Below are 15853 nucleotides of genomic sequence, written 5' to 3'. Positions count from 1 at the left end.
ACTTAATTGATGATATATGTGAGTATAAATGTTTATAAATTCCTAAATCATATCTATATTCATGGAAATTTACTATATTTTAGATGCATCAGCATTCATTAACGGCTTTAAACCCACATCAAAAAACAATTTCACGGTTCCAGAAATCACTGCCGAAATCAAGGATTTTGAATCCCGTCTTGTTTATGACAGTGCAGTAGATGACGGAATACTGACAGTTCAGGATGTTACACAGGAATATGTTGACAGGACTGATGAAATCATTTCAAAATCAGGGGATGTCTTAAGACTTTCCATTCCCGATAAAAAAATAATCTCCCTTGCACTGATGCTTAAGGATGAAGGAAAATCCGTAAAGGTAATCAGTGATGATTATACGATACAAAACGCTCTGAAAATAATGGGCATTGCCTATGACGGAATAATCATGGAAGGAATAAAGGAGATTTATAATTGGAAAAAGGTTTGCCAGGGTTGCAAAAAGGAATTCGGGGAGGATTATCCTTTTGATGATTGTGATGTATGTGGATCTAAAATATATAAAAAAAGAATTAAGGTGAATAAATGAATATCGGCATAGTTGTTCATGGTCCTAATATAATCGATTCAGGTTATGCATTAACGTTAATTAATTTGATAAAAGAATATGGTGACGTTTCTGTAAGGCTTGGTGGAACAATGGGTCGTACGGCAGTTATTGATAATTCTCTGGAAGATGTCATTGACATTTCCCGTAAACTAGTGCCAAGCGATTCACTTAAAATTTTCCATGATGATAATGTTGATGTCATTTTTCTTTTAAATTATGGGAAATCTGTAGTTACAGGTCAGGTTTTTGGATATAAGGTTTATAATCATTATAAAAATAAAATAGTTGACAATAACATACCGATAATTCAGATTGAAAGGCCCGGCGAAGCTGACGGCAGTGTCATTAACTGGGCTTTTAAAAGCAGTCTGGCAGAGGAATTTGCAAAAAAATTGAATTTGGGAATTGTAACTCCCGAAGAGGTATATGAAACACACATCAAAAATGACAATGACACAAGTACACAAAGGATAATTCATGGAGTCAGTCCTGGTGAAAACATAATGGTCAACAGTGTTGTCGTTGGTAAGTCAACTTCGGATAAGCTTGTTTTGGTGGCGGAAAATAATCATTTGGTTGATATTATTGGTGGTGAGATAAAGCCCCATGGTGTTGAAAAATTAGGTGAAATAGACTTAAACTCAGCTATTGTAAAGACAGGACTTTTAAGAAAAGCCAAAGTAACTCCAAGGGTATTAAACACCACAAAATCTGATGAATTTAAAGTGGCTTTTTTAGACCATGCCGGTGAGGATGTCTACAGGTTTAAAGACTCATCTGCCGTAATTACGGTAGGTGATGATACAACATTGATTTCATCAGATATATTATACAGGTTTAACATTCCAATAATCGGCATTACTGATGGAGATTTGGATAAGGTTGTTGAAAGCGGTTTTAAATCCAAAAATTCAGTAATATTTGAAGTTGAAAGCGGTAACGATGATATTATCGGTGCAATAATTCGTGAGGAAATCTTTAAAAATAAGGAATATTCCAATAATTTCGAATCAATAGATGAAGTTGAAAAAGAAATTATTGAAATAATAAATAATAGAAATATTAAATATACAATCAATAGAATTTAAGGATGTGGGGTTTATTTTAGACTTTGAAAAACTCATAAAGGAAGTACAAGAATTTGAAGGTGTTTCACGTAAAAGCTCTATTGACAATGTGGTAAATCTTTTAGGTGAAGCCTATAACGTCTCTGGTGATGTAATTATTGATATAGGTGACGATGCATCTGCCGTTGATATAGGAAATAATCAGGTTATGTTGGTTGCTGCTGACGGAATATGGGGTCAGATAATGAATGTAAACCCATACTGGGCAGGTTATTGTTCTGTACTTGTCAACGTTAATGATATAGCTGCAATGGGAGGAAAACCGTTGGCTATGGTTAATATCATGTCCATCAACAATGATGAAATCTATGAGGAACTATTAACCGGAATAAAGGATGGCTGTTTGAAGTTCGGCGTTCCTATGGTTGGAGGACACCTTCATCCTGATGCTGAATGCGACTCTGTGGGTGTGGCCATTGTCGGAATTGCACAAAAGGATAAATTAATCACAAGTTTTGATGCTAAAGTAGGTGATAAAGTTATCGTGGCTATTGATTTGGACGGTAAGCCTCATGAAATGTTCAGCTTGAACTGGGACACCACATATGATAAGGATGCCCAGTTGGTACAAGATCAGATTACTGCAGTTCAATACCTGGCAGAGCATGATTATATAAAGGCAGGTAAGGACATTTCAAATCCAGGAATTTTGGGAACCCTTGAAATGCTTTTGGAAACTTCTGAAAAAGGCGCCAATGTTAATTTGATGGATATTCCAAAAAATGAAAATATGGATTGGGCCGATTGGCTGAAGTCTTATCCGGGTTCAGGTTTTGTTTTTACTGCCAGTGAAGATAAATGTGATTTTATCATTGAGCATTTGGCCAAATATTCAATCGAAGCAAGCGTTGTTGGTGAAGTAACTGATGAAAAGGTTTTAAACGTTACCTATAACGGTCAGACAATCGAAGTATTCAATCAAAATAAAAATCCCGTTTTTAAATTATAACTGGATTTTTTCTCTTTTTTTAGAATTAGGTTATATTTAGTGTTGATATTATTAAAAAATAGCGTAAATTAATGCCTTATTGCAGTAAAAACTGCAATACTTCCTCTAGACATTAATCTTTAATCCCTTTTTGAAGGTTTCTCATTGAGTAACCTCAAGTACTCATATATCAACTATCTTATTTATATTTAATTTTTTTACATGGGTAAATGATAGTGTTCTTCTATTGTTTATTTAAGTTGTATTTAAAGCTTGTTGAGCGCACTGATAAATATTGTTCTCATTAAACCATATTATATAGCCTTTTCGGTTATCAATTCAATACTCAAAAAACAGTTAAATTCATAATTTGCTTAAATTTTAGAATTTTGAAATCAAATGAATAACTATTTTTATATTAAAAAACATAGTTATCATATTAAACAATATATTAGGAGATTGTATGTTAATTAAAGTTAATGGCAAAGAGATTGATGTAGCAGAAGGTTCTACAATTCAAGACGTAATTGATGAAACTAATGCTCCATATACTCCTGGTAGTATTATTTGTCTAATTAAAGGTAAAAAAGAACTGGAAAAGAATATTACTAAATATAAAATTAAAACTACCAAAGGTTCTATCATTATTGAACTTGTCGATAACGAAGAAGCAAATCCTATTATTGATGTGTGGAAAAATCAATATGAGGAATTTGCCGATTTGTCCATTAGATGGTCTACTTCAACAGAAGTTGCTATCGGACCTATTGTAACTGATTTGGAACCTACCCATGACGAATTCAAATATTATGAGGGAGATGTAGTTTTAAGTTTATCTAGTTTTAGTAACGAGTCTACTCACTTAATTCTTCTTAAGGAAAACACTACCAATGTATACAGTGTACCTCCTTTCAACAAGGGTATTTTTGCACGTATTATTGGTGGTAAAAAAACTTTAAACGAATTAACTGATGATGATACTGTAACTTCTATTGAACCGATTATTGAAAGAAGTACCACAACTGACAGTGCTTCCGTTTCTGATTTAAGCACGGTTTTGGAAGAAGGAAATGAATTATTCACATATATTTCCTTTGAAATTGATGAAAATTCACCTGTCTGTGTTGAACACTTGTTTTCAATCATTAAAGACAATAGAATCAAAGTGCATTTCGACTCAAATTCTTTTGTAGGTTTTTACGAATTGCAAGGCATCGATAAGCCTAAAGAGGATACTACTCAGAGAGTTAGAGGAACTATCACTATTAGAAATGAAGGCAGCGGTGTAGGCAGAATGTATGTTTATCGTGAAAACAGAGTTTTAACTCCAAATCATACCACTGTTGGGAAAATCACTGCCGGAATGGAAATAATTGATATTGCGAAAAAAGATGATTTTATTACAGTTAAATCTGAACAGCAAAGATTGCTTTTACTTGGAAAATCACAATCTGATGCAGGCAATATCCTTGCCGAAGCAGGCATTGAACATGTTCGTGAAGGCGTAACTGATGATGATGCGTTGATTGTTGAACAATCTCCTAGACATACTATTGATATTTTAAAAGAAGGAAAAGTTGTAACAAAAGCAATTGAAGCTGATAAGTTATGTGAAATTGAATTTGTTGATAATGCCCCAAGATCAGTTAAATACTTTAAGTTAATTTCTGGTCTTCTGGAAAACCCTGTTGGTAAAATCAAAATTCACTTTGCAGTCCCTGGAATGCACATTACTATCTTTGAAGGAGATAAAAAATTGGCTAAAGGTCTCATTCCTGAGAATAACCCTGTTGACATTGTTAATGAATGTGAAATAGGTATTACAAATATGGCTGCAAAAACTGCCGGTTTAATTGGTGTTAGATTTGAACCGAATAGGGATTTCGGACCAACTGCAGAATCATTCAATGCAACAAACATTATAGGTAAAATGGTTGCTAATACTGAAGGTTTAGAAGATTTAAAAGAAGGAGTTGTAGTTTATGTCAGAGAATCTATGTCCTAAAGTAAACATGAGTAGTGAAGATTGGGACCCAGAAGTAATTACTCGTATGATTATTCTTGGACCGGGAGCTCGTGTAAGTGAAAGTGAAATTGTAGGTGAATTCCACATGCTTGGTCTTCCTTTAACAATTAAAAACACTTGTTACGGATCAATGATTAGTGGAAAAAAGGATGATGTTTTAAAGGCAATCGAAGAAATCAGAAAACTTGATCCTGCTCACATATTTACAAAGGAAAGAGGTTTTGCTCCAGGTGATCCTAGAAGATGCAGAGGTCATAGATTTGGACCTAGAGAAGGATTCCACCAAATGGAAAAGGAATATACAATCCTTGGTTATGTTGCTGAAGCTTTAGAAAATCCTAAGCGTGTAACAGTTGAAGAGAAAAAACCAGTGAAAGTTGATGATTTTAAAGAAATTATGAATGAATGTTTAGAAAACAAATAAAATTATAGGTGAAAATATGGTGAAAGTAGCTATTTATCCTCCAAATTCATTAATCTTAGCAGATTTAATTGAAAAGAAAGGTCATACTCCTTTAGTTCTTCAAAAACAAATTAGACAAAAAATTAAAGACCCGGAGATTGATTCTCCTCCAATGAACATAACAGAAGACGACCCAATTAAAGGTCTTAAATATGCAGCTATTGAGGTTCCGTCCGGTGTTCGTGGTAGGATGGCCATTATCGGACCGTTAATAGATGAAGCTGAAGCAGCAATCATTGTTGATGGTGCTCCATTCGGTTTTGGTTGTATCGGATGTGCAAGAACTAACGAATTATCAATATTCTTACTCAGAAACAGGGACATTCCTGTTTTAGAAGTAACCTATCCAACAAATCAGGATGAAACTTATCTTATGGTAAATGAGATAAATGATTTTGTTGACTCACTAGAAGAATCAGGGGAGGAATAAAAAATGGTAAAAATTGCTTTAGTTTCATGTGGAACTGAATATAGTGGAATTCAAAAGGAAATTGAAAAAGCAGCTAATAAATTTGGTGCAGAAATTATTCTCCCGGAAATTGATTTGGATTACATTGATGAAGCTTATGAGAAATTTGGTTTTTCTGCTCAAAGTTCAAGTTTAAAATTAATGATTGCAAGAGCTATGGCTATTGTTGAAGGCAAATCAAAACCTGATGCAGTATTTATCGCTACTTGTTTCAGATGTGCAGAAGCGGCACTTGTAAGGAATGAAGTAAGACGTTTTATTCAAAACAATACTCGTATTCCTGTAGTTACATATTCATTTACAGAAAGGACAAAAGCTGATGAGTTGTTTATCCGTATGGAAGCATTGGCTACTACTGTAACTCGTAGAAGCATTCTTGCTCGTGAAAAACAGGAAGGTCTTACTCTTGGTCTAGACTCAGGTTCAACCACTACAAAAGCTGTACTTATGGAAAACAATCAGGTTATTGGAACCGGTTGGACATCAACCAAAGATATCATAGAATCTGCTAAAACAGCAGCTGCCGAAGCATTCGGTCAAACTGATTATGACTGGGATGATTTGGATGGTATCGGAACTACAGGTTACGGTAGATTTACCATGGGTCAGGAATTCGGTGCTGAACTTATTCAGGAAGAATTGTCAGTTAATGCAAAAGGTGCAGTATACTTGGCAGACCGTCAAAAAGGTGAAGCTACTGTATTGGATATTGGTGGTATGGATAACAAGGTTATTACCGTTAATAACGGTATTCCTGATAACTTTACTATGGGTGGTATCTGTGCAGGTGCATCCGGAAGATTTTTAGACATGACTTCCCGTAGATTGGATGTAGACATTACAGAGCTTGGTCCTTTAGCTGTTCAGGGTGACTGGAGAAAAGCAATGTTAAATTCATACTGTATTGTATTCGGTATTCAGGACCTTGTTACTACTCTTGCAGCAGGCGGATCTAAAGCGGATGTTGCAGCAGCTGCATGTCACTCCGTATCAGAACAAGTTTATGAACAACAACTTCAAGAAATTGATATCCGTGAACCATTGATACAAGTAGGAGGAACAAGTTTGATTTCAGGTCTTGTTGAAGCTGTAAGTGAGACTTTAGGTGGAATTGAAGTAATTGTTCCTGAATATTCCCAACACATTGGTGCTGTAGGTGCAGCTCTTCTTGTATCCGGAATGGGACACAGGCATGATGATAAATAAAGAGTGGTTTGATGTTAGTTGAATGCTATGATAAGAAAGGCGCTGAAGTTTATGAAATCATCATAAAGCAAATCTTTCAGGATTTGGTTTTAGGTGCTTCTGTTGATGATTTAAAAGCTTTTGTTAATCCTGATGATCCTGTATTTATAATAGCTATTAAAATGAAAAAAACTTCTACAGTTGTTGAATTTAAAGATGTAGCTAACTTCACTTATGACAAGGCTGATGATGTTACTCATATCTTTGTTGAAAATGAAAATTACCTGCCTAATATCTTAAAAAGATTGTGGAGAATGTATTCCAGAGATGAAATCTACCAGCCAACAAGATACAACATCGATTTGGATGGCAATCAGATGGATTTGGAAACTTTGGTTATTGATGACCCACATTCCAATCTTCAAAGAAGAATTTATGATGCAATATTCAGGATTTTACCTGAAGGCTTTAAAATTATTAAGGATATGTCTACTAAGGATATTATTGCAGTTGTAGCTACTGATGAGTTAATTATGGATGATTGGATTGAAAAAGCAGAGGATTATATTGCTGAGTTAGAAAATGGAATGTAGAAAAGTTTATATAACACTTGTTATAAATTTACTATAACTAAAAAGGGAGAAGTGGTTATTATGAATGAACATAAAGGTTCAAGATTCGCACATATAACTAAAGCACATCCTTGCTTTAATGAAAAAATGCATGATAAAGTTGGTAGGGCTCATGTGCCAGTTGCACCAAAGTGCAATATCTTCTGTAACTTCTGTACAAGAGATATTAATAACGAAGAAGACAGGCCTGGTGTAACCAGTTGTATAATGAACCCTGATGATGCAATAGCACATATTGATGATGTAACTGCTGATGGTCCAATTTCAGTCGTAGGTGTAGCAGGTCCTGGTGATTCACTTGCTAACGAAGAAACATTTGAATTCTTTGAAAAAATGGCTGAAAAACATCCGGATTTAATCAAATGTATGAGTACAAATGGACTTTTACTTCCAAAATATGCAGATAGGCTTGCAGAACTTGGAGTAAACTCCGTTACCGTTACTATCAATGCAATTGATCCGGACATTGCAGTAGATATCTATTCATTCATTAAATATGAGGGCAAAGTATACAAAGATTATGAGGCTGTTAAAATCTTAATTAAAAACCAATTGGATGGTGTTGAAAAAGCAGCAGCCAATGGTATGGTTGTTAAAGTTAATTCAGTATTGATTCCTGGATTAAACGACGAACACATTGTTGAAATTGCTAAGGAAGTTAAAAAACGAGGTGCTTCTTTAATGAACATTTTACCGTTAATACCATTAGGTAAAATGAAGCATTATTCACGTCCGGACTGTTCAATGATGGAAAGTGTTCGTGAACAAGTAGAAGAGATAATACCTGTATTCAGAGCATGTACTCAATGTAGGGCAGACGCTTATGGAATTCCCGGTAAAAAAAGCGAAGATCATCATTTAGGAATGACTCCACAAAGTCATTACTAAATCTATTTTTTTATTTTTTCATTAATTTTCAATTCCTTATTTTTCAGCTAAACTAACACTCGTTAGTTTTAAATATTTTAAAAATCAATGTCCTATTGTAACTAACAGGTGTTCGTTAAAATGACAAAGGACAAAATTTTAGAAGTATCAATTAATTTATTTTCCGAATTCGGATATGATAACGTTTCTATCCGTAGAATTGCTGGAGAAGTTGGAATAAAGGAAAGTTCGATATATAACCATTATAAAAGTAAGGAATCAATTTTAGAAACAATACTTGATTATTATATATCTGAAATGACCAAGGAGGAGATTCCATTATCTCAGGCAAGCCAGAATTTGGATGTTGGCTTTGAATATTTTTATAATGTGGGTCTTGAACTTTATAAAACCAAGCTGAGCGAACCCGACATGATGAAAATAACCCGTATTTTTTTAATTGAGTCATATCACAATGAAAAAATAAAGGAATTCATAAGAAAACCAATTATGGAATATGCAGTTAATGGATGGGTTGATTTATTCGACTTAATGAAGGAAAAGGGATTAATTAAGAAGGATGGTGATACAAAACAGCTTGCCGAATCATTTTACTACTATGGATTGTTCTTGTTAATTGAGCACTTCATCATTAACTATCCTGAAGATGATGAGAAGTTTCTTGAGGAATTTGGAAAAAAATCCCAGAATCATATGCAATTAATATTTGATTCAGTTAAAATAGTGTGATAACATGAATATTAGACTGGAAAATGAAGAGGATTATTTGAAAGTGGAAAATCTTGTAAGAGATTCTTTTTGGAATGTATATCGTCCGGGAGCTTATGAGCATTATATTGTACATAATCTGAGAAATCATCCGAGTTTCATTAAGGATTTGGCATATGTCATAGAAAAGAACGGTGAAATTATCGGCCACATCAATTATTCAAAAGGCCAAATTGACTTCGATGATGCTAATTCAAAAGAAGCTCTTGTATTGGGTCCGATTTCAATAGATAAAAGATATCAGAATCAAGGCTATGGAACCAAACTCATTGACTATACTTTAAAGTTAATTGGGGAGAGGGATGTTCCTTTCGTTTTTGTAATTGGTGATGAAAACTACTATTCCAGATTCGGATTTGAAAGTGCATCAAAATATAATGTTTGCTTGAACGGATGTGATATTGATGGAGAATGTCCGTTTTTCATGATAAAAATATTCAATGTGGATGAAATCACTTTAAAAAATGGAATTTTTTCAAATCCTGATGTTTTTGATGTTGATGAAAATGATGTGGATGAATTTGATAAAAGATTTGAATTCAGACAAAAGGAAGTAAATGAAAATCAGTTAGGGGTTTAAAAATGAAATACTTAATTATCAACGGATCTCCAAGAAAGAAAAACACGTGGGCTATTGTTGATCGGATAAAATATAATCTGGAAGGGAATTTTGAAGAGATAAATTTGTCAGAATGCAATATTCCAATTTGCAAGGGCTGTTTTTCCTGCTTTATGAAAGGTGAAGGGTACTGTCCGCATAATGGTTATATTGGGCCGATTGTAGAAAAGTTAAAAGATTGTGATGCAATAATATTGGCTTCACCGGTCTATGCGTTGAATGTTTCTGCTCTTTTGAAAAATTTCATTGACCATACTGCTTATTTTTATCACAGGCCGGAATTTTTCACTAAAAAAGCTATTGTTGTTGTTTCTACGGCAGGTGCGGGGCAGAAAAAAGTGGCAAATTATTTGGATGAAACATTAAGGCATTGGGGTGTAAATAAAGTTTATAAATTGCCTGTGGCCTGCGGGGCTAAAGAATCACTAGAAACCGATAAAATCGATAAAGTCGCTAAAAAGTTTAGAAGTGATGTTGAGTCCGGAAAAATGCATTCTCCAAAATGGGGAGATATCATATTTTTTGATGTTTGGAAAGCAATGGCTTTAGTTGATGATCCTATACCTGCTGATAAGGAATTCTGGTTTGATACGGGTCTGGTTAATCATGATTTTTCACCGGACGTTAATTTGGGATTTGTTAAAAAGATATTTTCAAAAGTGATGTTTACTTTTTTAAGAAGAGTCATATAATTTTTTTAATAATAAGTTACATATACTATTATAACAAAATTATGGTGATATAATGAGTAAAACTTGTCCCAATTGTGGAGTGAACTCTCCGGATAATGCAAAGTTTTGCATTGAGTGTGCTGAGAGTCTTGAAGGTGTGCCTATTAATAAGGAGGAAAAAGTTAAAAAAGCCCCATCCAATTCTTCTTCTGATGATGGAGGGTCACTTATTCCTTGCATAATTGGTATAATAATTGTTGTTATTATTGTTGTTGCGGCAGCTGCATTCATTTTTAATTCAGGTGGCAATCAAGATACACAAAAAAATGTCACATTAACCTTAACTGAAGCTTATGTTTACAGCAGTACTTATGATGGAGAAACAACCTTTTATTATTCCGTAAGTGGATATATAAATAACTTCCCTGATGATATGGATGGATATACTATAAAAACGATTTATTGTGATAAAGATGATAAGGAACTTGTTTCAACTACAGAAAAAATGTCTTACTATAAAAGTTATAAAGATAGTGACTATGCAATAGTGCTTTCATCATATTACACACCTAATTATTTGGATGTTGATCATGTTACTGTTCAGTTAATCAAGGATGGTGTCGTTTTAAATGAGTATAAATCTAATATGAATACAAATAAATTGACTCAAAGTCCAACTACTCCTACCAATAATTCTTCGAAGTAGCATTCTAAATTAAATTTAAATAGTTTTAATTAATATAATAATGAATGTGATATTATGAGTAAAAATATTGATAAAGCAATTGTACAGCCTTTACCTGTTTTCATGGTAGGCAGTTATGATGAAAATGGTGTTGTTGATGTAATGAATGCTGCATGGGCAGGCCAGTGTGGTCCTGAAAATGTAGCAATCACTTTTGCACTTTCCCGCCAAACCTTAAAAAATATTCAAAACAATAAGGAATTCACAGTAGCTTACGCAACAAAAGATACTCTTGATGTTGCTGATTTCTTCGGTTTGGTTTCCGCTTCAAAAGATACTGATAAGGTTAAAAGAACTGGTGTTACAGTTAAAAAATCAGAAAACATTAATGCGCCTATTGTAGAAGAGTTTCCAATTACTTTGGAATGTGAACTCATGGATATTCATGAAATAGTTCCGGACAGGTGCCTTGTTGTCGGTAAAGTCATCAATACCGTTGTCAGTGATGATTTGGTTGATGATGAAGGTAATGTTGATACTGAAAGTATCGAATTCATTTCATATGATGGAAATAATAGAACCTACAGGGTTCTTGGTGATGTTGTTGGAAAAGCATTCAATCCTGAAGTATTAAAGAAGTTTTAAAACTTCTTAATACAATTTTTCACCACTATACTCATTTTCTTCAGTGTATATTCTAATTAAGGTATCTAAAGTATCATCATACATTAATCTGTAGCCGATAGCCCCGCCATCTTTTGTAACCACATTATTCAGACTTAAATCACTGTATTCTCCACAATTGTTGATAATATACCACATTCCGTGGGGAGTGTAAATAAAGAGACTTCCTTCACCATTTTCAGCACCCTTTTTAAAGCTGTCTTCAGGATCATATATTTTTGTGGAATGGATTGCTAAACGGCTTAAATCTTGCTTTGGTCTTGTTCCGCCATTTTTAAAAAGAGTATTCAGCCATTCATATGATTTATCCTTGAGATTTACCTTTTGAATCGGATCTGCAAATGCCTTTTTGATTTTTTCCTGTCTTTTTTCCAGGGTATTTTCGATTCCTAAAATCTCCTCGACTTTAGGCACATCTTCTTCAAGGCATCTGTAACCTTCAGGCCTTCCGGTTACTTTAATTATCCCATCTAAAAAGTCTTTTCTTCTAAAGTTTCTCATATAAGGCTTTACCTTTTCAAATTCTTCATCAGGGATTCTTTTGTTGAGGCCGTATAGGTATCCATATTCGTTAGCGTCATAACATTTGGTTTCAAGTTTCAGGTCTTTGTCTGCCATGATATTATTTAATTTAGGCAAAATATTTAAAGTTTTCATGAAAAATTATTTACTTAATAGTAACAGATTATATCTAAGGAGATATTTTATGGAAGAGACGTATATCACTGTATCTGAAGTTACTGATTATATTGGTAATCTCATAGCAAGTGATTTGAATTTAAGACATATTTTCATTAAGGGTGAAATGTCCAATGTTAACCTGTATCGAAGCGGACATTTGTATTTCACTTTAAAGGATGATGAAAGCCAGATTAAGGGCGTCATGTTCGGAGCCCGTTATAAACTTAAGGAATTAAGGCCAAAAGATGGTATGAAAGTACTTATTGAAGGCAAAATCGATGTTTATAAAAAGAATGGTGTCTATCAGTTATATGTGGATAAAATCTCTAAAGACGGTGTCGGAGATTTGCATCAGCGTTACCTGGAGCTAAAAGAAAAGCTCAATAAGGAAGGATTGTTTGATGAGTCCCACAAAAAGAAAATCCCTAATTTTCCAAAAAGAATCGGTGTTGTAACTGCACAAAACGGTGCGGCCATCCGTGATATCATAACGACAATCAAAAGGCGCTGGCCATTGTGTGAAGTAATTTTATTCCCTTCACTGGTACAGGGAGATAAGGCCGCTGAAAATATCGTTTATCAGATTAAACGATCTGAAAATTTTGATTTGGACACGTTAATTGTTGGAAGAGGTGGGGGAAGCATTGAAGATTTGTGGTCATTTAATGAAGAGATTGTTGCAAGAGCCATTTATGACTGTAAAACTCCAGTAATCAGTGCTGTTGGCCACGAAATAGATTTCACTATAGCGGATTTTGTAGCTGATTTAAGAGCGGCAACCCCAACAGCTGCAGCAGAAATTGCAGTTCCTCCATACGGAGAAATTAAAAATGGTGTCGACCAGCTTAAGTTAAGGGCTAATATGGCCATCAATAAGCAATTTGGTGAAAACAAATCAAAATTCGATGCTATTGTTTCTAAAAAACTCTTTACCAATCCTTCAGAAATCTATGCGCCTAAGGAAATGATGCTAGATAATTTGGTAAATAAATTAGAACATTCTTCACAATCATTGATAATGAAAAATAAGTCTAGACTGGATTTGGTAAAACATTCCAGTATTTTTAAAAATCCGGATGAGATTATTAAGGATAAATGGGAAAATTATTTATTGCAAATTTCAAAATTGGAAATTTTAAACCCTCTAAATACTTTAAAAAGAGGTTATACTTTAGCGAAAAGTGAAGGTAAAGTCATTTCAAGTTCCAAGGACTTAAAATCTGGAGATGAGCTTGAAATAGAATTTGATGACGGTAATGTTAATACAAAGGTGATTTAATATGGTAGATGAAAATGCAAGTTTTGAAGATAATTTAAAAGAATTGGAAGAAATCGTTGCAAAATTGGAAAAAGGTGATGTTCCACTTGATAATGCAATAGAAGAGTTTAAAAAAGCTATGGATTTGGTTAAAGCTTGTGATGAAAAACTTAATAATGCGCAGGATACTATTGCAAAGATAGTTGAAGATAATGGTGAAATAGTTGACTTTAATGTGGAATAATATGGACAAAGGTGTTTTACAAAAATTTTTCAATAAAGTTAACAACTGTTTATTTATATATGAAGTTTAACAAAATATATTGTATAAATTAATAATAATGGGCGATATAAAATGATAATTAGAACACCTGCTAGAATCCATATAACATTACTAGATTTAAACGGTTCATATGGAAGAATTGATGGGGGAATCGGATTTTCTATTCAGAACCCGCAATTCATTTTAGAAAGTACTCAAACAGAAAGTGGAGTAAGCATAGAATTTGATGAAAGCATTACTGATGAAGAAGCAATTGAAGAATGTAATTTAAAAATAAAACAGGCTTATGAAGATATCTGCAATCATTTCGATTTGGATATCGGTTTTAATTTTAAAGTTCACAATGCATTTTCAGCACATTCCGGTTTTGGATCCGGAACACAGATTGCTCTTGCAACTGCAAAATTAATTTGTGAAACTGTTGGGATTGAAAAATCCTCTGTAGAGTTATCTACCATTGTTGGAAGAGGTGGAACTTCCGGTATTGGAACTTATGGTTTTGAAGACGGAGGATTCATTGCTGATGGGGGACACAGTCTAAAAGAAAAGGCAACATTTTTACCTTCTTCAGCTTCAAGTGCATGTCCACCGCCACTTATTGGAAGATATGAATTTCCTGAAGAATGGGATGTATTGATAGCAATACCTCCATATGGATTATCCATTCATGATGGTGAAGAAATTAATTTATTCCAAAGGTTCTGTCCGCTTCCACAAAGGGAAGTAGAACAATTATCCCACATTGTATTTATGAATATGATTCCGGCAATGCTTGAAAAGGATATTGAAGAGTTTGGAAAATGCATCGATGAAATCCATAAAAGAGGTTTCCAAAAAGCTGAATTGACATTGTATGATGAAAGAATGCATAATTTGATGCAGCATTTACGTGATAATGGGGCATATGGTGTCGGTATGAGTTCATTTGGACCTACAATTTATTCTGTAGTTGATGATAACAACAGAGAAAGCGTCTTAAATGCAACTCGTGAGTTTTTAGGTGAAGATGCACCTATATTTATAACTAAAGGTCAAAACAGTGGTTATGTAATTGAAAAATAATCACTTTTTTACTTTCTTTTTTTTAATCTGCATCTTTGTAGCAGATTTCTTCATAAGTGCAGAATCTGCAGACGTACTGTCTATTTTTAGGAAATTTTCCTGCATTAACTTTTTTTCTGACTTCGTATAACGTATCAAGGCCTTCTTCAATTTCATCAGGACACATATATTTTCTTTTATTGTCTTCATCTTCAAATTTTAAAAGCCTTAATTTATTGTTTTTGGTAAAAAATATTCCTGCACCAATAACATCTTTATCATAGGTATTTTCAACAAGCATTTTGTAATATCCCAATTCCAATCTGTATCTGCTGAAATTGGAAGATGATCCTGTTTTATAGTCAATAACGATTAAATCTCCATTTGGATTTTCAAGAATAATGTCTGTAATTCCAGTAAAATTATGGGTTTCATTAGTCAAATATTCTTCCTGGCTGAAGAGTTTATAGTCCTTTTCATTAAATATCTCTTCAAAAAAAGATGCCAAGCTATCCAGATGAATGTCTATCTCTTCAATATCAATATCGGATTCCCTAGCGATTAAATCAAGATAATATCTTGGATTTTCCTGAGGATTATCACCGTAAATCTTTGCATAATTTTCAGCTATTAGGTGAACGTCACTTCCAAGAGCCATATATTCGTTAGGTGGAACTTCAATTTCATCAATATATCGGTATTTGAATTCACGGGGGCATTTAAGATAGCTGTTAATCTTTGATTTTGATAATCGCATAGATTATTATTTGAATAATTTGCCTATTAAATAATTCTATTATTATCCAATTCCTAAAATGTTAATAATGATTAACTATAAAAACATGATATAGGTGGA

Annotated in this window: 19 protein-coding genes; 17 read left to right on the top strand and 2 right to left on the bottom strand. The window is 33.6% G+C overall.

All coding sequences use genetic code 11. The features are described from left to right. Positions 1-61 precede the first annotated feature (61 nt). From ACKI44_RS04865 to ACKI44_RS04800, 14 genes are all read left to right on the top strand, one after another. A complete protein-coding gene (locus tag ACKI44_RS04865; RefSeq protein WP_407422096.1) occupies positions 62-568 on the top strand; it encodes a ribonuclease VapC in 507 nt (168 codons plus the stop codon). Beyond that, positions 565-1677: a DUF2117 domain-containing protein gene (locus ACKI44_RS04860; protein WP_407422094.1), complete on the top strand. Its 1113-nt coding sequence runs from the start codon at positions 565-567 to the stop codon at positions 1675-1677. The genes ACKI44_RS04865 and ACKI44_RS04860 overlap by 4 nt, the downstream gene beginning before the upstream one ends. A 4-nt stretch (positions 1678-1681) precedes the next feature. Further along, complete coding sequence (locus ACKI44_RS04855; protein WP_407422092.1) at positions 1682-2665, top strand: methanogenesis marker 2 protein; 984 nt, start codon at positions 1682-1684, stop codon at positions 2663-2665. A gap of 442 nt (positions 2666-3107) precedes the next feature. Next, positions 3108-4649: a methanogenesis marker 3 protein gene (locus tag ACKI44_RS04850; RefSeq protein ID WP_407422090.1), complete on the top strand. Its 1542-nt coding sequence runs from the start codon at positions 3108-3110 to the stop codon at positions 4647-4649. Beyond that, positions 4627-5094 (top strand): methanogenesis marker 6 protein, encoded by a 468-nt coding sequence (locus ACKI44_RS04845; protein ID WP_407422088.1) that lies wholly within the window; start codon positions 4627-4629, stop codon positions 5092-5094. The genes ACKI44_RS04850 and ACKI44_RS04845 overlap by 23 nt, the downstream gene beginning before the upstream one ends. 16 nt (positions 5095-5110) lie before the next feature. Beyond that, complete coding sequence (locus ACKI44_RS04840) at positions 5111-5563, top strand: methanogenesis marker 5 protein (RefSeq protein WP_407422086.1); 453 nt, start codon at positions 5111-5113, stop codon at positions 5561-5563. A 3-nt stretch (positions 5564-5566) separates the two neighbouring features. After that, complete coding sequence (locus tag ACKI44_RS04835; RefSeq protein WP_407422084.1) at positions 5567-6808, top strand: methanogenesis marker 15 protein; 1242 nt, start codon at positions 5567-5569, stop codon at positions 6806-6808. Between the two features lie 11 nt (positions 6809-6819). Beyond that, a complete protein-coding gene (locus ACKI44_RS04830) occupies positions 6820-7380 on the top strand; it encodes a methanogenesis marker 17 protein (protein ID WP_407422082.1) in 561 nt (186 codons plus the stop codon). Between the two features lie 60 nt (positions 7381-7440). After that, positions 7441-8307, top strand: a complete 867-nt coding sequence (locus tag ACKI44_RS04825) for a radical SAM protein (protein ID WP_407422080.1) — start codon at positions 7441-7443, stop codon at positions 8305-8307. 120 nt (positions 8308-8427) lie between these two features. Beyond that, entirely contained in the window at positions 8428-9036 is a 609-nt protein-coding gene (locus ACKI44_RS04820) for a TetR/AcrR family transcriptional regulator (protein ID WP_407422078.1), read from the top strand. A gap of 4 nt (positions 9037-9040) precedes the next feature. Then, entirely contained in the window at positions 9041-9655 is a 615-nt protein-coding gene (locus tag ACKI44_RS04815; RefSeq protein WP_407422076.1) for a GNAT family N-acetyltransferase, read from the top strand. A 2-nt stretch (positions 9656-9657) separates the two neighbouring features. Beyond that, on the top strand, positions 9658-10386 hold the full coding sequence (locus ACKI44_RS04810) for a flavodoxin family protein (RefSeq protein WP_407422074.1): 729 nt from the start codon (positions 9658-9660) through the stop codon (positions 10384-10386). Between the two features lie 52 nt (positions 10387-10438). Continuing rightward, positions 10439-11071, top strand: a complete 633-nt coding sequence (locus ACKI44_RS04805) for a hypothetical protein (protein WP_407422072.1) — start codon at positions 10439-10441, stop codon at positions 11069-11071. A gap of 54 nt (positions 11072-11125) precedes the next feature. Then, on the top strand, positions 11126-11695 hold the full coding sequence (locus tag ACKI44_RS04800; protein ID WP_407422070.1) for a flavin reductase family protein: 570 nt from the start codon (positions 11126-11128) through the stop codon (positions 11693-11695). A 6-nt stretch (positions 11696-11701) separates the two neighbouring features. On the opposite strand, the gene ACKI44_RS04795 is transcribed toward ACKI44_RS04800, so the two are convergent. Next, a complete protein-coding gene (locus ACKI44_RS04795) occupies positions 11702-12352 on the bottom strand; it encodes a hypothetical protein (protein WP_407422068.1) in 651 nt (216 codons plus the stop codon). An 88-nt stretch (positions 12353-12440) separates the two neighbouring features. On the opposite strand from ACKI44_RS04795, the gene xseA reads away from it, so the two are divergent. From xseA to ACKI44_RS04780, 3 genes are all read left to right on the top strand, one after another. After that, positions 12441-13694 carry an exodeoxyribonuclease VII large subunit gene (gene xseA, locus ACKI44_RS04790; RefSeq protein WP_407422066.1) on the top strand — a complete coding sequence of 418 codons (1254 nt, stop codon included), beginning with the start codon at positions 12441-12443 and terminating at the stop codon, positions 13692-13694. 1 nt (position 13695) lies between these two features. Beyond that, entirely contained in the window at positions 13696-13917 is a 222-nt protein-coding gene (locus ACKI44_RS04785; protein ID WP_407422064.1) for an exodeoxyribonuclease VII small subunit, read from the top strand. A gap of 111 nt (positions 13918-14028) precedes the next feature. After that, on the top strand, positions 14029-15018 hold the full coding sequence (locus ACKI44_RS04780) for a beta-ribofuranosylaminobenzene 5'-phosphate synthase (RefSeq protein WP_407422062.1): 990 nt from the start codon (positions 14029-14031) through the stop codon (positions 15016-15018). Between the two features lie 22 nt (positions 15019-15040). Here the strand turns inward: ACKI44_RS04780 and ACKI44_RS04775 are convergent, their stop codons facing one another. Beyond that, complete coding sequence (locus ACKI44_RS04775) at positions 15041-15754, bottom strand: PD-(D/E)XK nuclease family protein (RefSeq protein ID WP_407422060.1); 714 nt, start codon at positions 15752-15754, stop codon at positions 15041-15043. Positions 15755-15853 lie beyond the last annotated feature (99 nt).

It is taken from the genome of Methanobrevibacter sp. (assembly GCF_045646205.1).
Lineage (GTDB): Archaea > Methanobacteriota > Methanobacteria > Methanobacteriales > Methanobacteriaceae > Methanocatella.
This window is presented reverse-complemented; position numbering and strand designations above follow the sequence as displayed.